The organism is Eikenella sp. HMSC061C02 (assembly GCF_001809035.1).
In the GTDB taxonomy this organism is placed as follows: domain Bacteria; phylum Pseudomonadota; class Gammaproteobacteria; order Burkholderiales; family Neisseriaceae; genus Eikenella; species Eikenella corrodens.
On sequence record NZ_KV795565.1, the window covers coordinates 1 to 19,135 of the forward strand.

Here is a 19,135-nt window from a genome sequence, read left to right on the forward strand (position 1 = left end):
CCAATACATTGTAGGCACTGTGGCAATCAGTATAAACCACGCTGTCCGGCCTTACCTTCTCCTGGATAATCGGCAGCTAGCTAGGTGAACAAGGTAGGGCGTCATAAATAGTATTCTTTAAGCATTTAAGGCTACCTGAGATTTTCAGGTAGCCTCTTAAATGTTTGTGTATAAATAAAGAGCCGGGGAAGCCGGCTCTTTTGCAATATAAACGAATTAACGTTTGGAGAACTGTTTGGCGCGACGTGCTTTGCGCAGACCGAATTTCTTGCGCTCCACTTCACGGGCATCGCGGGTAACGAAGCCAGCTTGAGAGAGGGCAGATTTCAAACCTGCATCATAGTCGATCAGGGCGCGAGTGATGCCGTGACGGATGGCACCGGATTGGCCGGTTTCGCCGCCGCCGCACACGTTTACCATAATATCGAATGCTTCAGCATTTTCAGTCAGAACCAAGGGCTGACGCACCACCATGCGGCTGGTTTCGCGAGCGAAAAATTCGTCAACGGGGCGACCGTTTACCACAATCTGACCGGAACCTTTTTGCAGGAACACACGGGCTACAGAACTCTTGCGACGGCCAGTGCCGTAGTAGTATTTACCGTTCATAAAATGGTGTCCTTAAATTTCCAATACTTTGGGTTGTTGGGCGGCATGCTGATGTTCGCTGCCAGCGTACACTTTCAGCTTGCGGATCATGGCGTAGCCCAAGGGGCCTTTAGGCAACATGCCTTTAACAGCTTGTTCTAGAGCGCGGCCGGGGAATTTGTCTTGCATTTCCCGGAAAGTGCGCTGGTAGATGCCGCCAGGGAAGCCAGAGTGACGGTAGTAGATTTTGCCTTCATTTTTATCACCGGTAACACGCAGCTTGTCGGCATTAACTACAATGATGTAGTCGCCAGTATCTACGTGCGGGGTGTATTCGGGCTTGTGTTTGCCACGCAAGCGACGGGCGACTTCGGTAGCCACGCGACCCAGAACTTTGTCTTGGGCATCAATGACATACCATTCGCGCTTCACCTCGTGCGGTTTGGCTGAGAAGGTTTTCATAGCAGGAAAATCCAAATTAATATAAGAAAACTTTAATTTTAAAGATTAAGCGGTTTACTGTCAATGTTTATCCTGAGCGGAAACGGAATTTATGGCGTAATCCCTATACATTGTTGCAGTAAGGCAAGACAGGGAGGAAAGCCGTATATATAGATAAGCTTTCAATTGTTGCTACCGTTTAACATTGTTTGGACAGGCGTTGGTGGAGATAATATACATAATTTCAACCGATTATATTTATTTTATACCGGTTTAATTGACGCATGCGAGACGCAACAAAGAGTGTAGAGGCTACCTGAAAACCGTATTGCCCGTAGCGCCAAGGATATTAGTCATCCCACAACATTTCCTGCATCAGCCGCATGCCCCATTGCCAGCCGCCCAAGCGCTGGTTGAGGTGGCCGGACTGCGGTGCGCGTAACAGCCTGGCTTGCCAGATGGTGGCGGTATCGCTTGCCCAGTCGGTTGGGCACAGTGGATTTTCATCTTGCCCAATTACTAAAGCGGCTTTGCAGTTGGTACGGGCGCGTTTCAAGGTATGCCATTCATCATCCATGCAGGCAGATTGCAGGGGAGAGACCAAAATCATGCCGCAAATGCGTTGTTGGCTGCGCATGCTATTTTGGAACTGCCAGGCCATGACGGCCGGTACGCCTGCGCCGTGTGCCACAATCATGGCCTGGCCGGGAATAAGCCGCCACGCTGTGTTGATTTTACTTTGCCATTGGGCAATGCCTTCATCGGCAGCGCAAGATACTTGTTGCACCAGCGGATAACTGCGTGCCCAAATGTCTATCCACATTTCCGGCTCGGCAGCGTCACGCACGAGGAGCAGGGTAAGGTCTTGGGCGGCAGACATAGGCGGTAGGGTGGAGTAGGGGAAAAGCATCATTGTAATGCATGGCTACTCTAAAGAGGAGTAACGTGGGGGAGTCTATATACTGTTATTCCTACTTTGGCACGGCTATAAGTGTAGTTTGGAGAGGCTGTGCTGCCACTTTTCAGGTAGCCTGCGGCACGATAGAAGCCGTTGGATGCCGGTGCTATAATCCGCCACTTCATATTACGCTGTTTCCATTAAGATGATTTTGCGGTGGAATCAGCTGTCCTATTAAGCTAAAACAACAGGTTATCCATGCTTTCTAATTCCACCATCCTCGTAACCGGCGGCACCGGCTCGTTCGGCAACACCTTCGTGCCCATGACCCTAGCCAAATACAATCCCAAGAAAATCATCATCTTCTCCCGCGACGAAATGAAGCAGTGGGAAATGGCGAAAAAATTTCAGGGCGACAAACGCGTGCGCTTCTTCATCGGCGACGTACGCGACAAAGACCGCCTCTACCGCGCGCTTGACGGCGTGGATTACGTCGTCCATGCCGCCGCCACCAAAATCGTCCCCACCGCCGAATACAACCCGTTCGAGTGTGTGAAAACCAACATCAACGGCGCAATGAACCTGATTGACGCCTGCATCGACAAAGGCGTGAAGCGCGTCGTCGCCCTGTCCACCGACAAAGCCAGCAGCCCTGTCAATTTATACGGCGCCACCAAACTCGCCAGCGACAAACTCTTCGTGGCCGGCAACGCCTATTCCGGCGAACACGGCTGCCGCTTCGCCGTGGTGCGCTACGGCAACGTGATGGGCTCGCGCGGCTCGGTAATCCCGTTTTTCCTCACCCAGCGCGCACGCGGCACGCTGCCGATTACCGACCCGCGCATGACCCGCTTCATGATTTCGCTGGAACAGGGCGTGGAGCTGGTGTGGCACGCGTTTGACGACATGGTGGGTGGCGAAATTTATGTGAAAAAAATCCCGTCCATGAACATTTGCGATTTGGCCGCCGCCGCCGCCCCCGAATGCGCGCAGGAAACCGTCGGCATCCGCCCAGGTGAAAAACTGCACGAGCAGATGATTGGCGCGGAAGACTCGTTCCACACCTACGAATACCCCGAACACTTCAAAATCCTGCCCGCCATCAACGGCTGGGACGAAACGCCCGAGCGCATTAAAAACGGCGTGAAAGTGCCCGAAGGCTTCGTGTATGCCAGCGACAACAACACGGAATGGATGACGCGGGAGGAATTGCAGGCGTGGATTGCGGCGAACAAAGAGAAAATCGGCGCGATTTGATAGAGAAGGCTACCTGAAAGAGCAGCTTCAATGAAGTTAAAACTAGTTGAACAATTTTCAGGTAGCCTGAATTTTATGATGGAGACATTTAAAGGAGAAAATTATGTATTCAAATCAAAAGAGACTTTTGGCAGCATTGCTAGGAGCAACCGTCCTTTCTGCATGTACATCGATTACGGTTCAACCTGTTAGTGCAGCTGAAGATATCAGGGAAATCTGTATTGAGAATAACCCGCGTGTGCAGGTTAGAGATTTTGTTAGCGTACTGCAAAATCGGTTGGCATATCATAATATTCAGTCGCAAGTTGTAGAAAATAAATCAGCACAAGGTTGTGTTTATTCTATGACTTATACTGCTTTGCGTTCTTGGGACGTAACTACTTACCTATCACATGCCGAATTATATCTTTGGAAAGAAGGAAGACAAATTGCGCAGGCAGAATATCATTTGCGAGGCGGTGGCGGTCTGGCATTGACAAAATTTGCTTCTACACAAACCAAAATGGAACCTGTCATTGATCAATTGTTAGGACGAAGTGGTGTAAAACAAGGAGCTCCTACAACAGTTACTCAGCCACGAGTTTCCCCTGTTCCTATGCAGCAGCAACAACCTCAGCAAATAGAGCAGGAGCAGCCGATGATAAACGAGAATATGGGCAATAATTAAAACCTAATTTCAGGTAGCCTGCATTCGTACAGGCTACCTGAAAATAAAATCCCAGCAGCTACGCATCAGAAAAGCCATTTCCACAACAAATCCCATCTATCCAACTCAAGGACTCCAAATGATCCCCTACGGCCGCCAAACCATTTCCGAAGCCGACATTGCCGCCGTTGTGCGTGTGCTCCAATCCGACTTCCTTACCCAAGGCTCGCAAGTGCCTGCCTTTGAAGACAGCTTGAAAAACTACTGCGGAGCGCAGCATGCCGTGGCCGTAAACAGTGCCACTTCCGCCCTGCATCTCGCCTGCCTCGCCCTCGGCTTAGGCAAAGGCGACAGCCTGTGGACATCCCCCATCACCTTCACCGCCTCCGCCAACTGTGCCCGCTATTGCGGCGCAGACGTGGATTTTGTAGATATTGATCCGAACACGCTGAATATGTCCCCCGCCGCGCTGGAAGCCAAGCTGAAAGCAGCCAAAGTTTCAGGTAGCCTGCCCAAAATCGTTGTGCCAGTTCACTTCTCGGGCGAACCCTGCGATATGCGGAAAATACACGAACTATCAAAAGAATACGGTTTCAAAATCATCGAAGACGCGTCCCACGCCGTCGGCGGTAGTTATCAGGGCGGCAAAGTTGGTAACTGCCAATATAGCGACATCACCGTATTCAGTTTCCACCCCGTCAAAATCATCACCACTGCCGAAGGCGGTGCCGCCCTCACCAACAGCTCGGAGCTTGCGGCCAAACTCGCCCTGCTACGCAGCCACGGTATCACCCGCAATCCCGAAGAAATGGCTCAAGAGCCGGACGGCGCTTGGTATTACCAGCAAATCGACCTCGGCTACAACTACCGCATGACCGAACTGCAAGCCGCCCTCGGCGTGAGCCAGATGACCCGCATCGACGAATTCGTCGCCCGCCGCCACGATCTGGCCACGCGATACGACCGCCTGCTTGCCCACCTGCCGCTTATTCTGCCGCAGCGCAACCCGCAAAACCGCTCCGCCCTGCACCTCTATCCCGCGCAAGTGCGCGCCGACAGCGGCAAAACACGCCGCCAGGTGTTCGACTTCCTGCGGCAAAACGGCATCGGCGCCAATGTGCACTACATTCCCGTGCACACCCAGCCTTATTACCGCCAACACTTCGGCTTTAAGCCGGGCGACTTCCCTGCCGCCGAAGCCTACTACGCTGGCGCAATCAGCATCCCGCTGTATTTCGGGCTGACCGAAGCCGAACAGGATAAAGTAGTGGAAGCATTGGAGCGGGCTTTCAGCTAGTGACCGCAAACACGACAAAGGCTACCTGAAACCGGTTTTCAGGTAGCCTTTTAACCGCATGGTATGACAGCTAAATCGAATAATCGTCTTTCAATAAATGCTTATACGCGTGCAGATACGAAGCCGCCACAAACGCCGTGCCGCCGGCCACATTGCCTAGAAACACGGGAATCATATTGGCAAAAAACTGCCCCCACGACACATTCGCTCCCGCAAAAATGCCGGCCGGGATGATAAACATATTGGCCACAAAGTGTTGCAGCCCAATCAGCACAAAGGTCATCACCGGAAACCACATCGCCAAAATTCGCCCCGAAGTCTGCTTCGCGCCGAAATAAAACCAAATACCCATGCACACCATCCAGTTGCAGGCAATGGCCGACACAAACGAACGGCCAAAGCTCATGCCCACCTTGGCTTCGGCAATGGCAACGGTTTTCGCCGCCGCCACGCCTTCGGTCAAGCCCACGAAATGCCCGAGGAAATACGCCATACACAAAGCACCGGCCAAATTGCCCAAGCTCACAATCAGCCAGTTGCGCATCAGGTTGGCCACATTGATTCTTTTGCCAAACCAGCCCAGCCCCATCAGCATCATATTGCCCGTGGCCAGCTCGCCGCCGCCAATCAAAATACAAATCAGACAGATAGGGAACACGGCCGCGCCCAGCAAGTTGGCCAGGCCCGGCCATTCGGGCGGAATGCCGGTAACCACTTTTAAAAACGCCAAATAGCCGAAGCCCACATAACCGCCGCCCAGAAAGCTCAAAATCGCCAGCGTTTTCAGACTCGAGCCTGATTTGGCCTGAGCTTTCTGCAGAGAATCCTGCAAGATTTCATGGGGGTAGAAGTCGCGCAAATGTTCCGGTTTCACAAAATTCATGGCTTGTCCTTATCGGCAGTTCAACGTTGGCAAACTGTATCAAGCACACGGCATTTTGTGAAAGAATGATTACTTTTATGGAAATTGCTGCCGGTTATAAGCCGGTTTGGCGCAGAAGCAAGTGGGCACTTTCAGGTAGCCTTCAAAACGCAATAAAGGCTATCTGAAACACATCCAACGCATTTTGACTGCATTGCGCCGTATGTTTAGGTAGCCTTTTGTATTTCTGCGCTCAGTCAAACGCCTTCACCAGCGCAAACCGCGCCACAGAGCCGTTTTCCGTTGCCACTTCCTCCGCAAACATCGCCAGCGGGCGCACCCACACGCCGTAGTCGCCATAGAGCGCGCGGTACACCGCCAGCGGCTCTTCCGTTTCGCTGTGCCGCGCCGTGTGCAGCAGTTCGTAGAGATTACCTTTGTAGTGGCGGTAAAGGCCGCGGGGCAGGGTGTGGGGCATGGCGTTTTCCTTGTAAAATGAAGCCCTGATTATAGCCTAAACCTGTTGGCTGCTTGCTTGGGTGTTCTGGTTTTAGCTGCGCCGCAACTCGGCTTTTTTCGGAAACCTTATTTTCATTTTTCAGCTAGCCTGCAACGCCATTGATGATGTCTGATTTCTCCCTACTCGCCGCACTGTGGTTTTCCGCTTTCACTTCCGCCACGCTGCTGCCTGGCACGTCTGAGGCCGCATTTGCCGCCTTCTTATGGCAGCGCCCAGAAGCCGCGTGGGCGGTCTGGCTGGCGGCAGGCAGCGGCAACACCTTGGGCAGCCTCACTTCCTATTGGCTCGGCCGCCAACTGCCGGAACGCGGCCAAAGCAAACTGTCTCCCCGAGCCGTGAGCCTGCTGCAGCGGTACGGCGCATGGCTGCTGCTTTTGGCTTGGCTGCCCGTGGCCGGCGATGCTTTGCCCCTGGCCGCCGGCTGGCTGCGTTTGAACGCGTGGGCATGCGCCACAGCGCTGGCAGTGGGCAAGTTTGTCCGCTATGCTTTGATTTGGCAGGGAGTGGAGTGGTTGCTTTGATTGTGGGCTACCTGAAAACTATCCTTATGAGATGGGACAGAAAAACATGAAAACTCTCTACCTCATCCGCCATGCCCAAAGCCACGCCAACGCCGGCGGTGCGCCGCTGCCCGACCGCGAGCTTCCATTGAGCGACATCGGCCGCCGCCAAGCCGCCGAACTCGTTGCCAGGCTACCTGAAAGCAAACACAGCGAGTTGCGTCCACACGAAAATAGTGCGCCGCCGCACGGCAAACCCTCAAGCCGCTCGGTGTTTGTATCCCAAATGCGCCGCACCCACGAAACCGCCGCGCCCTATTGCCGGCACTACGGCATCGAGCCCGCTGAGTTGCCCTGTTTAAACGAATTTTCCTATCTGCCATTCGATTTGATCGCCAAGCTCAGCCCTGGCGAGCGCAAGCCTCTTGCCCAAGCCTATTGGCAGCGCGGCGATGTGGACGAGCGAGTGGGGCAGGGCGCGGACAGCTTTGCCGATTTCGATACACGGCTGGAAGCGTTTTTGCAGCAATGGCATCAGTTGCCCGATGGCAGCTTATTGTTCGGCCACGGGATTTGGATTGCCTTATTGGCCTGGAAACTTTTAGGCTTTCAGGTAGCCTCTCCTGCCGATATGGCTGCCTTCCGTGCTTTTCAAACCGCCCTGCCTATGCCGAATACCGCCGTGTGGACGCTCTCCGGCAGCTGCCGAGAAGATTTGCGGCTGGTGTTTCAACGCGGCCCGGTGGCAGAGTAAGGCACCGAATGGTGCAAGGCCACCGCCTGCACTTGCCAAGGATTAATGCAATCATTTTAAGCATTGTTTAAAATAATGTTTTCAGGCTACCTGAAGGAGTAATCATGACCCTGCAACAAGCCCTCGAACGCCGCCGCTCCGTGCGTCACTACGGCGACGCACCCATTGATGCCGACACCGTGCGCCAATGCCTGCGCCTCGCCCAGCTGGCCCCCAGCAGCTCCAATATGCAGCTTTACGAGTTCTACCACATCACCGATGCCGCCGTGCTGAAGCAGCTCGCCGAAGCCTGCCTCGGCCAAAAAGCCGCCGCCACCGCGCCGCAGATGGTGGTGTTCGTTACCCGCCAAGACCTGCACCGCAGCCGCGCCCAAACCGTGCTCGATTTTGAGCGCGGCAACATCCAACGCAACAGTCCGCCCGAAAAACAGGCCAAACGCATTCAGGCGGAAGAAGGCTACCGCAACAAACTCATGCCCTTTGTTTATGCTCGCTGCTTCGGCCTGCTCGGTGCGTTCCGCAAAATGCTCTCATGGAGCATCGGCTTGTTCCGCCCGATGATGCGTGACGTGTCTGAAGCCGATATGCGTATCGTGGTGCACAAAAGCTGCGGCTTGGCGGCACAAACCTTCATGCTCGCCATGGCCGAAGCCGGCTACGACACCTGCCCGATGGAAGGGCTGGACAGCCGCCGCGTGAAACGTATTCTGAACCTGCCGCGCGGCGCGGAAATCAACATGGTTGTTTCCTGCGGTATCCGCAAAGAAGGCCACGGCATTTGGGGCGAACGCTACCGCCTGCCGTTTGATGAGGTGTATCGGCATATTTGAAGCGCCGCACATAAATTTGAGGCTACCTGAAAAGTTTCAGGTAGCCTTTTTGATAAACGGTCGGATTTTATATTTGCCATACCAAGGCTCCGCCGAAACCCTTGTTGCAGCCACCGCAATCCCTGCCTGCACCCATCGCAAACCGCTGCGGCTGCCTGCCCAAATCAGCTATAATCTCCGCCTTAATAAACCGTATTCGCCAAGCTTGCCAAAGGCCGGCTAAAACTTCTATCTTATGACCCTTTGCATCATTCCCGCCCGCGGCGGCAGCAAACGCATTCCGCGCAAAAATATCAAGCCATTCAACGGCAAGCCGATGATTGCCTATTCCGTCGAAGCAGCACTGGAGAGCGGCTGCTTTACGCGTGTGGCGGTGTCGACCGATGATGAAGAAATCGCCGCCGTGGCGCGGCAATACGGCGCGGAAATCCCGTTTGTGCGCCCGCCCGAGCTGGCGGATGATTTCGCCACCACCGGCGCTGTGATGCGTCATGCCGTTGCCACGCTGTTGGCGGAGAGGCTACCTGAAAGCGAGCGCAGCGGGTTGTTGCACGGCAAAAGCGGGCAGCCGGATTGTTCAGCTAACCCCAAGCCAGCCTTGCCCGAAGTCTGCTGCCTGTATGCCACTGCGCCGTTTGTGCGCCCAACTGATTTACAGCGCGGGCTGGATACGCTGCGCCAAAGCGGCGGCGATTATGCCTTTTCGGTAACCGATTTCCCCTTTCCTATCCAGCGGGCCCTGCGGCTGGACGGGCAGGGCGGCGTGTCGATGTTTCAGCCGGAGAATTTTGCCGTGCGCTCGCAGGATTTGGAGCACGCCTGGCACGATGCGGGGCAGTTTTATTGGGGCAGTGCCGAGGCTTGGCTGGCGGAAAAACCGATTTTCAACAGCCGTTCTGCTGCCTTGAAACTGCCGCGCTATCGTGTGCAGGATATTGATACGCTGGAAGATTGGGCGCGGGCGGAACTGATGTGGCGGGTGTTGCAGGAGATGGGCGGTTAGCCGGATTAGCAAGCCCCGCTGCGCCTTTTGCCGCGCAGAAGCGCACGGTACTCACTTTCAGGTAGCCTTTAGGCTTCCACATCGGCAAATTCGGGATGAAAGGCGAGATAGCCGATTACGAACGGGCAGTCGCTACGGATTTTCATGCCCTGCCGCCGCGCTTCTTCCAGCGCGGTGCGGACGATGTCGGCAGCGATGCCGCGCCCGTAGGGGCTGGCCGGCGCTTCGGTGTGCAACAGTTGCCAGAGGCCGCCTTCGGCGCGGTAGGACACATAATAGGTTGCGCCGTGTTCGGTGTATTCGAAGCGTTGTGCGGCCGGGTTGTGGGTGATGGTGCGCATAATGGTTTTCCTGTTTTCAGGTAGCCTGTGTTTTTGCTACACAGAAGGCTGCGTTCGCTTTCAGGTAGCCCTTGATTAAAGACCAAACGATGAAGATTTTAATCCGTGCAGACGCGTCCCTCCAAATCGGCAGTGGCCACATCATGCGCTGCCTCACGCTGGCGCATGAGCTTTCGCGGCGCGGCCATGAGGTGCGTTTTATCTGCCGTGCGCTACCCGGCCATTTGGGCGAAACCATCGAGCGCGCCGGTTTCGGCTTGGTGTTGCTGCCCGTGCCGCCGCAGGCCGGAAGGCTACCTGAACGCGAATTCAGCGAGCTTCTGCGTAGCAGAAATGAACGCAGTGAGCTTTGCCAAAACGAAGCGAAGACAGCAACGCACTTTAAGCCAGCCCATGCCCATTGGCTGCCGGTATCACAGGCGCAGGATGCCGCCGATTGCGTGCCGCATATCCGCGCTTTTGCGCCGGATTGGATTATTTGCGACCACTATGCCTTATCCGCCGAGTGGGAGCAGGCCGCCAAAGCTGCCGCGGGCAGCCGCCTGATGGCGATAGACGATTTGGCCGACCGCCCCCACGCCGCCGATTTGCTGCTGGATCAAAACCTCGGCCACACCCCTGCCGATTACGTCGGCCTGGTGCCGCCTGCCTGCCGCCTGCTCACCGGCACGCGCTACGCCCTACTGCGCGAAGAATTTGCAGCGTGGCGCGAGGCAAGCCTGCAACGCCGTGCTGCCCAAGCCGACAAAGGCTACCTGAAGCATATTTTGGTGAACTTGGGCGGCGTGGATAAGGATAACCATACTTTGGTGGTGTTGCAGGCGCTTTCAGGTAGCCTGCCTGCCGCCTGCCGCGTTACCGTGGTGATGGGTAAAACCGCGCCGCACACCGCTGCTGTGCAGGCTTTTGCCGATGGCGCGCCGTATCCTTGCCGCGTGCTGGTGGGCGCAAACAATATGGCCGAACTGATGGCCGAAGCCGATTTGGCCATCGGCGCGGCGGGCAGCACTTCGTGGGAACGCTGCTGCCTGGGATTGCCCACCATGATGCTGGTGTTGGCGGAAAACCAACGCGGCATCGCCGAAACCTTGCAGCAGGCTGGCGTGGCGAGCGTGGCTGATATGGCGGATTTGCCTGCTAGCCTGACCCGACTGCTGGCCGAAACGCCTGCCCTGCGGGCAGAACAAAGCCGCCGCGCCGCCGCGCTGTGCGATGGGCACGGCGCGCTGCGGGCAGCCAATAATTTAGCCGATTTCGCGCCTGCCGTGCTGCGACCCGCCACGCCTGCCGACTGCCGCCGCCTGTTTGAGTGGCGCAATCATCCCGAGATTCGCCGCTTTATGTTCGATAGCGGGGAAATCGCTTGGGACGGGCATCAGGCATGGTTTGCCCGCCAGCTGGCCAATCCCGAGTTCACTATGCTGCTGTATGAAGCCGGCGGCACGGCGCAGGGCTATGCCAGCTTCAAACACCTGGGCGGCGGCCGCTGCGAATGGGGCTTCTACCTTGCGCCCGATTGCCCGCGCGGCCAAGGCCACGGCGGCACATTGGGGCAGCTGGCGTTACAATACGCTTTCTGCCGCCTGAATATGCACGAAGTGCGCGGCCAAGTGTTGCCGCATAACGCCGCCAGCCTGGCCCTGCACCGCAGGCTCGGTTTCCGCCCGGCGGATAAGGCAGCCGGGCAGGAGGCGCAGCAGGCCTTGTCATTTGTGCTTGGTGCCGAAGATTTTTTGTATTAACCGCTAAAACGGCAGCCTCCCCATGAAGGCTACCTGAAACCGAAACCACCCATGAAACCCGCATTCCAAATCAACGGCCGCCCCATCGGCGCTGCCCACCCGCCCTATATCATTGCCGAGATGTCGGCCAACCATAACGGCAGCCTGCAAACCGCCTTTAACATCATAGAACAGGCCAAGGCCACCGGTGCCGATGCCGTTAAAATCCAAACCTACACCGCCGATACCATCACGCTGCGCAGCAACGCGCCCGAGTTTCAAATAAAAGGCGGCCTGTGGGACGGGCAAACGCTGCACGAGCTGTATCAAAAAGCGCATCTGCCTTGGGAATGGCACAAGCCGCTGTTTGATTTTGCCCGCGAGCAGGGTATCACCATGTTCAGCTCGCCGTTTGACTTTACGGCGGTGGATTTGTTGGAAAGCCTCGACGCCCCGGCTTACAAAATCGCCTCGTTTGAAGCGGTGGATTTGCCGCTGATCCGTTATGTGGCGCAAACCGGCAAGCCGATGATTGTGTCCACCGGCATGGCCGATGCCGAAGAAATCGCCGAAGCCGTGGCCGCCGCGCGCGAAGGCGGCTGCAAGGAATTGGTGCTGCTGCACTGCGTGAGCGGCTACCCCGCACCGGCGGCGGATTACAACCTGCGCACGCTGCCCGATATGGCGCAGCGCTTCGGCGTGCCGGTGGGTTTGTCCGATCACACGCTGGACAACACCACCGCCATCGCCGCCGTGGCGCTCGGTGCGTGCGTGATCGAAAAACATTTCACACTAGACAGAAACGGCGGCGGCCCGGACGACAGTTTTTCTTTAGAACCGCAGGATTTGGCCGAACTGTGCCGCAGCAGTCATACCGCCTGGCAGGCGCTGGGGCAGGCCGATTACGGTTTGAAATCGAGCGAGCAGGGCAATATCCAGTTCCGCCGTTCGCTGTATTTTGTGAAGGATATGAAAGCGGGCGACACCATCGGCGCCGACTGCATCCGCAGCGTGCGCCCCGGCTACGGGCTGGCGCCCAAGCATTACGACGCGCTCATCGGCAAACGCCTGCGCCGCGATGTGGCGGCCAATACGGCCACCGATTGGGATTGCGTGGAAGAGTAGAAAAAGTTTCAGGTAGCCTTAAGGCGGTGTTTGAGGCTACCTGAAAACATGAGTACCAACGAAGCTGGGAATTCGCTTTTTGTGAAATCAAACACAAAATATGGGGAGAAAACAGTTGAGGTTGTGCCTGTTCTGCTGGCGCAGCCGAATGGAGCGCGGTTTTTCGGGAAACAAGGGCTTGCATGTTTGAAGCGGCGCAGCCGCAAGTTGCGAGCCCGCCCGAAAAACCGTGCGGAGAGAGGGAAGTTTGGCGAAGCCAAACCTGTGCCCGCAGTCGCCTTTCTTTTGCTTTCTTTTCTTTGGCGAAGCAAAGAAAAGAAAGTGACCGCGCCGGCATGAGGCGCAAAGGTGAATAGGGAGTGAATAGCGAAGGCTACCTGAAACTCGGCTTTCCCTTATAGCAGCAGCCAGGATACTTATTTCAGTTATATTGGCAAAAATTCCATGTGTTCATTTTTATAAGTAGCTTAAAGTTTCAGGTAGTCTTACGGCAGTGTTAGGGGCTACCTGAAAAGTTCCTATATGAAGATTCTAAAAGACAGCCTCATTTACCTAGTCGGCGAAATGCTGGCCAAGGCCATGCCTTTCCTGCTGCTGCCTTATCTCACGCGCAAGCTGGGCACGGCGGGGTTTGGTGAGCTGTCGTATTATCAGGCGGCGTTTTCGCTGCTGCTCATCGGCTTCGGCATGAGCCAGGATGGCGCGGTTACGCGGTATTACTATGTATACGGCCAGCGCAATCTGCACAGCGTGGTGTATGCCGGCGCGCTGTATACCGCTTTTGCCGCGTTTATCGGCCTGTTGGCGGCGTGGCAGCTGCATTCGCTGGCGTTGGCCTCGGTGGTGTGTGCGGCGGCGGCGCAAACGGTGCTGGCCACGCAACTGAGCCTGCGCCAATGCCGCAAACAGGCCTTGGCCTATACGGCCATTCAGTTCGGCAGCAGCCTGTTCACCACCGTGCTCACGGTGTGGCTGCTGGAAATGAGTGCGGATTATCCGGTGGAGCGGCGCTTTTTGGCGCTGTTTGTCGGCAATGTGCTGGTATCGCTGGTGGCTTATCTGCTTTATCGGCGCAGTGCCGGGCAGCGGCTGGGATTCAACCGGCGGCGGGTGCGGCAGGCTTTGCGCTATATTTTCGCGCTCGGTCTGCCTTTAGTGATTCACCATGCGGGCAATTATGTGAAAGGGCAGTTCGACCGCGTGGTGATTTATCAGGGCTATTCCGCCGCCACGCTGGGCGTGTATTCGGCGGGCTACCAAACCGCCAGCGTGCTGGGCGTGCTGTTGATGGCGCTAAACAAAGCCACCGTGCCGTATTACTACCAAGCCTTGCGCAGCGGCAAAATCACGGCGGCCACGGTACGCCGCTGGGCGCTGTTTTCGCTCTTGGCTGCGCCCTTGCCGGCATTGGTGGCTTGGTTGATACCGGAGCAGTTGTTTTTGTGGCTGCTCGGAGCGCAGTATGCGGGGGTGCATTACTATATTTGCCTGTTTTTGCTGGGTTTCGGTTTGACTGTGCCCTATTATTTGCAGGTGAATTATTTGTTTTACCACGCGCAAAACCAGCGCATCGCGCTCACTTCGCTGCTCTCGGCAGGCGGCTATTTGCTGGTGTTGCTGCTCACCGCGCGGGTAGGCATCCAATGGGTGCCGCTGGCGATGATTGCGGGCAACGCGCTGATTTTCCCGATATTGTTCCGGCAGGTGAAACCGTATGGCTGATTTGGCGAATTTAATCATCTGCCTCACGCCCCTGCAGGCCTTGATGGCGCAGCGGCTGATGGCGCAGCGCGCAGAGCCGTTCGATTTGCTGATGCTGTGCTACGAAGATGCGGACAATGCTAAGTTTCGGCATTATTTTCAGGTAGCCTCTGCGGGCAGCCGCCATGCCGAATATGCCCTGATTCCGCAAAGCAAATGGCGGCGCGAGCTGGGCCTGCCCCGCCTGTTGCGCGGGCTGGATAAAGAATACGCCACCGCCTTTGCCGCCAGCATCGATAATCCAAACGTGCAATATGTGCTGAACCGCATCCGCTTTGCCGCGCTGGAAACCTTCGACGACGGCACGGGCAACCTGATTCCCGGCAGCGTGCTCTACCGCAACAGCAGCAACCGCCAGCGGCAGCTGATGAACCGCCTGCGCGGCATCCGCCTGCAAACCGAAGACCTGCGCCGCCTCTCGCGTCGGCACCACACGCTCTATCCCGGCCAGCCCAATATTGCCGCGCCCACCGTGCCGCTGGATTTGTGGGCGATAGCCGGGCAAGGGCTACCTGAAAGCGGGCAAGGTGGGCTTCGCCAAAGCGAAGGCAGAGAGGTGCTGAGAAGCGAAAATGGGGCAGTGAATGAGTGTGGCTTAAACGAAAGGCTACCTGAAAAAAATACGGCCGATGAGGCTGCCGCAAACCCTACGCCCGTCCGTACCCGCCGCATCCTGCTTGGCCAGCCATTGCTGCCCAACGCGGCAGATAACGCCGCGCTGGCCGAAAGCCTGCTGCGCCGTTTTGAGATTGGCGAATATTTCCCGCACCCGCGCGAAACCTACCGCGTATCCGGCGCCGAATACATTGCCAGCCCGCTGATTTTTGAAGACTATCTGTTGGAAAGCCTGCGCTGCGAGCCTGGTACCCGCTTCGAGGTGTACCACCTCGTTAGCACCGCTGCGCTGAATGTGCACGCCTTCCCGCGCACTACCGTGTATGCCGTGCGCCCCGCAGAAGCCGCCTTTCACACGCCCGGCGTGGTGCGGATTTATGAAGTGATGGCGCAGTTGGGCATTCCGATTATCGATATTGAGTGAGTTTCACGATAACTGTTTAGCGTTATGAGCAGCGCCTTTTTAATTTTGTGCCACCGCCCGCCGCTGTATTGGCTGCGGCTGGCCGAGTGCCACCCCGAAATCCGCCTGCTGCTGCACTACGATGCCAAGGCGGATATCGGCGCGTTGCCGCCCCTGCCGCCAAATGCGAGCCTGATTCTGCAGCGCGTAAATATCCACTGGGCGGGCTTCAGCATGGTGGAAGCCACTCTGCACCTGATGCGTGCCGCGCTGGCCGATGTAGACATCCGCTTTGTGCACCTCGTGAGCGGCAACTGCGTGTTGCTGCACGCCCCCGCGCAAATCGAGCGCGAATTTGCCGAATTGCCGCGTGGCAGCCTGCTGCTGGAATGCCGTGCCGAGCCGCGCCTGCGCTACCGCGTGCGTTTCAACACGCCGCATGCCGACACCACCTGGCAGCGCCGCCTGCCCGGCAAATTGCTCACCAAAGCGTTTCAGGCAGCCGATAAAATCCTGCCCGCCGCGCAAACGGCCTATGCCGGCAGCCAATGGTTTTCTGCCGACCGTGCGGCCTTGGCAGCCCTGCTGAACGCGGCAGATGAACAGGCCTGCACCTTTTTCCGCAAGAAGCTTTGCCCGGACGAGCATTTCTTCCAATATCTGGCAAAAAGGCTACCTGAAACGGCAGGCATCACGTTGTACCCAAGCAACCGCCGCCACATCCGTTTCGCTCCAGGCAGCAACCACCCCGATACGCTGACTTTGGCCGAGCTGCAAGCCTTGCGCCACAGCCCAAACTGGCTGGCACGCAAAGTGGACGACGATACTGCGCTGCGCTTTTTAGACGAGATAGAAGGAACAGCGGCATGATGGCGCCAGCGCAAAACCAACTTTCAGGTAGCCTTTCGGTGGAAAGCGCGTCGCCGTTTTCCGTGTTGATGTCGCTGTATGCACGCGAGCAGCCGGAATATCTGCGCCAATGTTTGGTCAGCTTGGCCGCGCAAACCCTGCCGCCAAACGAAATCGTGCTGGTGTATGACGGCGGGCTACCTGAAAACCTGGAAGCCGTGGTGGCAAGCTTTTCAGCCAGCCTACCGCTGAAGATTGTGCGGCTGCCGCAAAACGTGGGGCTGGGGCGGGCACTGAATGCCGGTTTGCAGGCCTGTGAGCACGAATGGGTGTGCCGCATGGACACCGACGATATCTGCCACCCCGAGCGTTTCGCGCGGCAGCTGGCTTTTGTGGCGGCGCACCCGCAGCTTGACGTGTGCGGCAGCCAGATTGACGAGTTTGAACACACGCCGGCCGATACCGCGCACAGCCGTCGCGTGCCCTGCGAACACGAGGAAATTGCCCGCTTTGCCAAAAGCCGCAATCCCATCAACCACATGACGGTGTGCTACCGCAAATCGGCCGTGCTGGCGGCGGGTAATTATCAGCACGCGCCGCTGTATGAGGATTACGATTTGTGGGTGCGTATGCTGCTGAACGGCTGCCGTTTCGCCAACCTGCCCGAAGTGCTGGTGTATGCGCGTGCGGGCGATGAAATGTATCGGCGGCGCGGCGGTTGGGCGTATGCGAAAAACGAGTTGGCCATGCAGCGGCGCTTCTACCGTGCGGGCTTTTTGAGCGCGTCGCAGTGGGCGAAAAACGTACTGCTGCGATTGCCGGTGCGGCTGCTGCCGAACGGGGCGCGGCAGTGGGTGTATCGGGTGTTGTTGCGGAAATAATTTCAGGTAGCCCGTGGGATTGACCCAGCTGCCAAACGAGAAATAACGGAAATAATGAAAACGATAAAAATGATTCTGCGCTTTGTCGCCGCTGCCTTAGTGATTCTGATTGCGCCGGCGTGGTGGTTTTGGCCGCCGCGCGAGTGGACTCATCCCACGGCCACCAATCTTTCCAGCTACAGCCTGCTCTTGGCCGGCCTGCTGCTCTCCTACGCTTTGAGCCGCAACCTGACGCGTTTCCCCGGCGAGCGTTCCAAGCTGTCGGTGATTCCGGTGTCGGCCATCGGGCTGGGGCTGCCGCTGGTGTTTGCCGCCATGTTGCGCCTGCCGTATTCGGTGTATTACCTGGCCGCCGGGTTTGCGCTTACGGTGTTGTATCTGTTTGCCGAAACCTGGCTGGAAAAGCGGCACATCCGCCATCTGTACTATATTGATGTGGAAGGCATGCGCGATTTGCCACAACTATCCAACATCCGCTGGCACGAGCTTGCCGAGCCGAGGCTACCTGAAACCGGCCGCGTAAATACGGTGGTAACCAATCTGCATGCGCCCGATTTGGGGGCGGATTGGCAGCGTTTCCTGGCCGATTGCACCTTGCGCGGCATTGCGGTTTACAACATCCGCCAGGTGGAGGAATCTCTCACCGGTCGCGTGAAAATCCGGCATATGTATGAAAACGATTTAGGCTCGCTGCTGCCCAGCCCGGCCTATATGGCGATTAAGCAGGCGCTGGAAGCCTTGATGGTGGTGGCCAGCCTGCCGCTCACCCTGCCGCTGATGCTGGCCACCGCGCTGGCCATCCGGCTGGAAAGCCCGGGGCCGGTGCTGTTTGTGCAAAACCGCGTGGGCCGCGGCGGACGCGAGTTTAAAATTTATAAATTCCGCAGCATGGTGTGCGATTCGGAAAAATACGGCGCTCAACTGGCGCAGGAAGGCGATGCGCGCGTTACCCGCACCGGCCGCTTCATCCGCAAAACCCGGCTGGACGAACTGCCGCAGTTTTGGAACATCATCAAAGGCGACATGGCGCTCATCGGCCCGCGCCCCGAGCAGAAAGCCTTTGTGCAGCAGTTTGAACAAAGCATCCCGTTCTACGGCTACCGCCACATCGTGCGTCCCGGCCTTTCCGGCTGGGCGCAGGTGATGCAGGGCTACGCGGGCAACACAGACGAAACCCAAGTAAAAATCGAGCACGATTTCTACTACATCAAGCACTTCTCCTTCGCGCTGGACGTGCTGATTCTGTTTAAAACCCTGAAAACAATCATCACCGGCTTCGGCGCGAGATAGGGTTTGGTTTGCTGCGAGAACCTCATTTTAGTTATATTTGAGGCTTACCCTTTCAGATAGCCTCACCTGCATCGTCGGCCAAACAATAAAGGCTACCTGAAATTTCAGGTAGCCTTTTCAATCGGGCAGGGCATTTTATTGATACTGGCAATGCCGACGCCATTCCTGCCGCTGCTGCGGCGTGAGGATTTGCAGCAGGGCGTGTTGGGCGCGCAGGTTTTCCACTTCGCGCTGCATTTGCGGGGTGTATTTTTCGTTCACATAATGCCGTGCCATGTTTTCATCGAACACCGGGCCGGAGAGCACCAAATTGGAAGCCTGTGTGGTGTATTGGCGCAGGTTGCGCGATTGTGCCACGAGGTTGTCCATCCGTTGGCGGTATTCGGCGCGCACTTGGCGCAGCTGCTCCTGTTGGCTGCTGCTGAGCGCAAGCTGGCGCATATCGCAGTTAGGGCTGTCGGCCAAGGCAAGGCTGCCGGAAGTGAGCAGGACGGTGGAAAACACAATCCGGCAAAGGGTTTGGCGGCGGGGAAGAGGAGTCATGGGATTAACT

The 19,135-nt window shown here is 56.8% G+C and carries 22 protein-coding genes and 1 pseudogene; 15 read left to right on the forward strand and 8 right to left on the reverse strand.

Annotation, left to right across the window (positions count from 1 at the left end; all coding sequences use genetic code 11):
- The 4 genes and pseudogenes from HMPREF2541_RS12045 to HMPREF2541_RS09030 all read right to left on the reverse strand — a co-directional run.
- A pseudogene (locus HMPREF2541_RS12045) lies at nucleotides 1-76 on the reverse strand (IS1595 family transposase); the annotation flags it as partial.
- Between the two features lie 140 nt (nucleotides 77-216).
- Nucleotides 217-609, reverse strand: a complete 393-nt coding sequence (gene rpsI, locus HMPREF2541_RS09020; protein WP_003822527.1) for a 30S ribosomal protein S9 — start codon at nucleotides 607-609, stop codon at nucleotides 217-219.
- A gap of 12 nt (nucleotides 610-621) precedes the next feature.
- Complete coding sequence (rplM, locus tag HMPREF2541_RS09025; protein ID WP_023887079.1) at nucleotides 622-1,050, reverse strand: 50S ribosomal protein L13; 429 nt, start codon at nucleotides 1,048-1,050, stop codon at nucleotides 622-624.
- 328 nt (nucleotides 1,051-1,378) lie between these two features.
- Nucleotides 1,379-1,942 carry an alpha/beta hydrolase gene (locus HMPREF2541_RS09030; protein ID WP_003822524.1) on the reverse strand — a complete coding sequence of 188 codons (564 nt, stop codon included), beginning with the start codon at nucleotides 1,940-1,942 and terminating at the stop codon, nucleotides 1,379-1,381.
- A gap of 243 nt (nucleotides 1,943-2,185) precedes the next feature.
- On the opposite strand from HMPREF2541_RS09030, the gene pseB reads away from it, so the two are divergent.
- The 3 genes from pseB to pseC all read left to right on the forward strand — a co-directional run bounded on the left by pseB (nucleotide 2,186) and on the right by pseC (nucleotide 5,127).
- On the forward strand, nucleotides 2,186-3,184 hold the full coding sequence (gene pseB, locus HMPREF2541_RS09035) for a UDP-N-acetylglucosamine 4,6-dehydratase (inverting) (protein WP_003822522.1): 999 nt from the start codon (nucleotides 2,186-2,188) through the stop codon (nucleotides 3,182-3,184).
- A gap of 103 nt (nucleotides 3,185-3,287) precedes the next feature.
- Entirely contained in the window at nucleotides 3,288-3,851 is a 564-nt protein-coding gene (locus HMPREF2541_RS12050; RefSeq protein WP_179209331.1) for an Sbal_3080 family lipoprotein, read from the forward strand.
- Between the two features lie 118 nt (nucleotides 3,852-3,969).
- Nucleotides 3,970-5,127, forward strand: a complete 1,158-nt coding sequence (gene pseC / locus HMPREF2541_RS09040; protein ID WP_003822519.1) for a UDP-4-amino-4,6-dideoxy-N-acetyl-beta-L-altrosamine transaminase — start codon at nucleotides 3,970-3,972, stop codon at nucleotides 5,125-5,127.
- 70 nt (nucleotides 5,128-5,197) lie between these two features.
- Here the strand turns inward: pseC and HMPREF2541_RS09045 are convergent, their stop codons facing one another.
- Nucleotides 5,198-6,010: a formate/nitrite transporter family protein gene (locus tag HMPREF2541_RS09045; RefSeq protein ID WP_003822517.1), complete on the reverse strand. Its 813-nt coding sequence runs from the start codon at nucleotides 6,008-6,010 to the stop codon at nucleotides 5,198-5,200.
- A 232-nt stretch (nucleotides 6,011-6,242) separates the two neighbouring features.
- Complete coding sequence (locus HMPREF2541_RS09050) at nucleotides 6,243-6,467, reverse strand: DUF1653 domain-containing protein (RefSeq protein ID WP_064084619.1); 225 nt, start codon at nucleotides 6,465-6,467, stop codon at nucleotides 6,243-6,245.
- Nucleotides 6,468-6,613: 146 nt separating this feature from the next.
- Between HMPREF2541_RS09050 and HMPREF2541_RS09055 the strand changes: the two genes are divergently transcribed.
- The 4 genes from HMPREF2541_RS09055 to HMPREF2541_RS09070 all read left to right on the forward strand — a co-directional run bounded on the left by HMPREF2541_RS09055 (nucleotide 6,614) and on the right by HMPREF2541_RS09070 (nucleotide 9,596).
- Nucleotides 6,614-7,030, forward strand: coding sequence for a YqaA family protein (locus HMPREF2541_RS09055; RefSeq protein WP_070543243.1), 417 nt, complete (start codon nucleotides 6,614-6,616; stop codon nucleotides 7,028-7,030).
- A gap of 46 nt (nucleotides 7,031-7,076) precedes the next feature.
- Nucleotides 7,077-7,763 carry a histidine phosphatase family protein gene (locus HMPREF2541_RS09060; protein ID WP_070543246.1) on the forward strand — a complete coding sequence of 229 codons (687 nt, stop codon included), beginning with the start codon at nucleotides 7,077-7,079 and terminating at the stop codon, nucleotides 7,761-7,763.
- Between the two features lie 104 nt (nucleotides 7,764-7,867).
- Entirely contained in the window at nucleotides 7,868-8,593 is a 726-nt protein-coding gene (locus tag HMPREF2541_RS09065) for a nitroreductase family protein (protein ID WP_070543249.1), read from the forward strand.
- Between the two features lie 235 nt (nucleotides 8,594-8,828).
- Nucleotides 8,829-9,596 (forward strand): pseudaminic acid cytidylyltransferase, encoded by a 768-nt coding sequence (locus HMPREF2541_RS09070; RefSeq protein ID WP_070543252.1) that lies wholly within the window; start codon nucleotides 8,829-8,831, stop codon nucleotides 9,594-9,596.
- 68 nt (nucleotides 9,597-9,664) lie between these two features.
- Here the strand turns inward: HMPREF2541_RS09070 and HMPREF2541_RS09075 are convergent, their stop codons facing one another.
- Entirely contained in the window at nucleotides 9,665-9,937 is a 273-nt protein-coding gene (locus HMPREF2541_RS09075) for a GNAT family N-acetyltransferase (RefSeq protein ID WP_070543254.1), read from the reverse strand.
- A 71-nt stretch (nucleotides 9,938-10,008) separates the two neighbouring features.
- Here HMPREF2541_RS09075 and pseG point away from each other — a divergent pair, with 71 nt between their 5' ends.
- The 8 genes from pseG (at nucleotide 10,009) to HMPREF2541_RS09115 (ending at nucleotide 18,582) form a co-directional block, all read left to right on the forward strand.
- Complete coding sequence (gene pseG / locus HMPREF2541_RS09080; protein ID WP_246824985.1) at nucleotides 10,009-11,679, forward strand: UDP-2,4-diacetamido-2,4,6-trideoxy-beta-L-altropyranose hydrolase; 1,671 nt, start codon at nucleotides 10,009-10,011, stop codon at nucleotides 11,677-11,679.
- 51 nt (nucleotides 11,680-11,730) lie between these two features.
- Complete coding sequence (gene pseI, locus HMPREF2541_RS09085; protein WP_070543260.1) at nucleotides 11,731-12,783, forward strand: pseudaminic acid synthase; 1,053 nt, start codon at nucleotides 11,731-11,733, stop codon at nucleotides 12,781-12,783.
- Nucleotides 12,784-12,831: 48 nt separating this feature from the next.
- Nucleotides 12,832-13,122, forward strand: a complete 291-nt coding sequence (locus HMPREF2541_RS12235) for a hypothetical protein (RefSeq protein ID WP_070543262.1) — start codon at nucleotides 12,832-12,834, stop codon at nucleotides 13,120-13,122.
- 183 nt (nucleotides 13,123-13,305) lie between these two features.
- Nucleotides 13,306-14,505 (forward strand): oligosaccharide flippase family protein, encoded by a 1,200-nt coding sequence (locus HMPREF2541_RS09095; RefSeq protein ID WP_070543265.1) that lies wholly within the window; start codon nucleotides 13,306-13,308, stop codon nucleotides 14,503-14,505.
- On the forward strand, nucleotides 14,498-15,583 hold the full coding sequence (locus tag HMPREF2541_RS12240; protein WP_070543268.1) for a glycosyltransferase family 52: 1,086 nt from the start codon (nucleotides 14,498-14,500) through the stop codon (nucleotides 15,581-15,583). Before HMPREF2541_RS09095 ends, HMPREF2541_RS12240 begins: the two co-directional genes overlap by 8 nt.
- Before the next feature lie 24 nt (nucleotides 15,584-15,607).
- The gene (locus tag HMPREF2541_RS09105) at nucleotides 15,608-16,432 is read left to right on the forward strand and encodes a beta-1,6-N-acetylglucosaminyltransferase (RefSeq protein ID WP_070543271.1); all 825 of its coding nucleotides are present in this window, start codon (nucleotides 15,608-15,610) and stop codon (nucleotides 16,430-16,432) included.
- Nucleotides 16,429-17,292: a glycosyltransferase family 2 protein gene (locus tag HMPREF2541_RS09110; RefSeq protein WP_070543274.1), complete on the forward strand. Its 864-nt coding sequence runs from the start codon at nucleotides 16,429-16,431 to the stop codon at nucleotides 17,290-17,292. Before HMPREF2541_RS09105 ends, HMPREF2541_RS09110 begins: the two co-directional genes overlap by 4 nt.
- A 54-nt stretch (nucleotides 17,293-17,346) precedes the next feature.
- Nucleotides 17,347-18,582, forward strand: a complete 1,236-nt coding sequence (locus tag HMPREF2541_RS09115; protein ID WP_083296812.1) for a sugar transferase — start codon at nucleotides 17,347-17,349, stop codon at nucleotides 18,580-18,582.
- Nucleotides 18,583-18,717: 135 nt separating this feature from the next.
- Here HMPREF2541_RS09115 and HMPREF2541_RS09120 read toward each other — a convergent pair whose 3' ends face one another.
- A complete protein-coding gene (locus HMPREF2541_RS09120) occupies nucleotides 18,718-19,125 on the reverse strand; it encodes a Spy/CpxP family protein refolding chaperone (protein WP_070543276.1) in 408 nt (135 codons plus the stop codon).
- Nucleotides 19,126-19,135 lie beyond the last annotated feature (10 nt).

Bases quoted from the DNA above. Each gene is read 5' to 3' on its own strand.
- rpsI (WP_003822527.1), bottom strand. From the start codon at position 609: ATGAACGGTAAATACTACTACGGCACTGGCCGTCGCAAGAGTTCTGTA.
- rplM (WP_023887079.1), bottom strand. From the start codon at position 1,050: ATGAAAACCTTCTCAGCCAAACCGCACGAGGTGAAGCGCGAATGGTAT.
- HMPREF2541_RS09030 (WP_003822524.1), bottom strand. From the start codon at position 1,942: ATGATGCTTTTCCCCTACTCCACCCTACCGCCTATGTCTGCCGCCCAA.
- pseB (WP_003822522.1), top strand. From the start codon at position 2,186: ATGCTTTCTAATTCCACCATCCTCGTAACCGGCGGCACCGGCTCGTTC.
- HMPREF2541_RS12050 (WP_179209331.1), top strand. From the start codon at position 3,288: ATGTATTCAAATCAAAAGAGACTTTTGGCAGCATTGCTAGGAGCAACC.
- pseC (WP_003822519.1), top strand. From the start codon at position 3,970: ATGATCCCCTACGGCCGCCAAACCATTTCCGAAGCCGACATTGCCGCC.
- HMPREF2541_RS09045 (WP_003822517.1), bottom strand. From the start codon at position 6,010: ATGAATTTTGTGAAACCGGAACATTTGCGCGACTTCTACCCCCATGAA.
- HMPREF2541_RS09050 (WP_064084619.1), bottom strand. From the start codon at position 6,467: ATGCCCCACACCCTGCCCCGCGGCCTTTACCGCCACTACAAAGGTAAT.
- HMPREF2541_RS09055 (WP_070543243.1), top strand. From the start codon at position 6,614: ATGTCTGATTTCTCCCTACTCGCCGCACTGTGGTTTTCCGCTTTCACT.
- HMPREF2541_RS09060 (WP_070543246.1), top strand. From the start codon at position 7,077: ATGAAAACTCTCTACCTCATCCGCCATGCCCAAAGCCACGCCAACGCC.
- HMPREF2541_RS09065 (WP_070543249.1), top strand. From the start codon at position 7,868: ATGACCCTGCAACAAGCCCTCGAACGCCGCCGCTCCGTGCGTCACTAC.
- HMPREF2541_RS09070 (WP_070543252.1), top strand. From the start codon at position 8,829: ATGACCCTTTGCATCATTCCCGCCCGCGGCGGCAGCAAACGCATTCCG.
- HMPREF2541_RS09075 (WP_070543254.1), bottom strand. From the start codon at position 9,937: ATGCGCACCATCACCCACAACCCGGCCGCACAACGCTTCGAATACACC.
- pseI (WP_070543260.1), top strand. From the start codon at position 11,731: ATGAAACCCGCATTCCAAATCAACGGCCGCCCCATCGGCGCTGCCCAC.
- HMPREF2541_RS12235 (WP_070543262.1), top strand. From the start codon at position 12,832: ATGAGTACCAACGAAGCTGGGAATTCGCTTTTTGTGAAATCAAACACA.
- HMPREF2541_RS09095 (WP_070543265.1), top strand. From the start codon at position 13,306: ATGAAGATTCTAAAAGACAGCCTCATTTACCTAGTCGGCGAAATGCTG.
- HMPREF2541_RS12240 (WP_070543268.1), top strand. From the start codon at position 14,498: ATGGCTGATTTGGCGAATTTAATCATCTGCCTCACGCCCCTGCAGGCC.
- HMPREF2541_RS09105 (WP_070543271.1), top strand. From the start codon at position 15,608: ATGAGCAGCGCCTTTTTAATTTTGTGCCACCGCCCGCCGCTGTATTGG.
- HMPREF2541_RS09110 (WP_070543274.1), top strand. From the start codon at position 16,429: ATGATGGCGCCAGCGCAAAACCAACTTTCAGGTAGCCTTTCGGTGGAA.
- HMPREF2541_RS09115 (WP_083296812.1), top strand. From the start codon at position 17,347: ATGAAAACGATAAAAATGATTCTGCGCTTTGTCGCCGCTGCCTTAGTG.
- HMPREF2541_RS09120 (WP_070543276.1), bottom strand. From the start codon at position 19,125: ATGACTCCTCTTCCCCGCCGCCAAACCCTTTGCCGGATTGTGTTTTCC.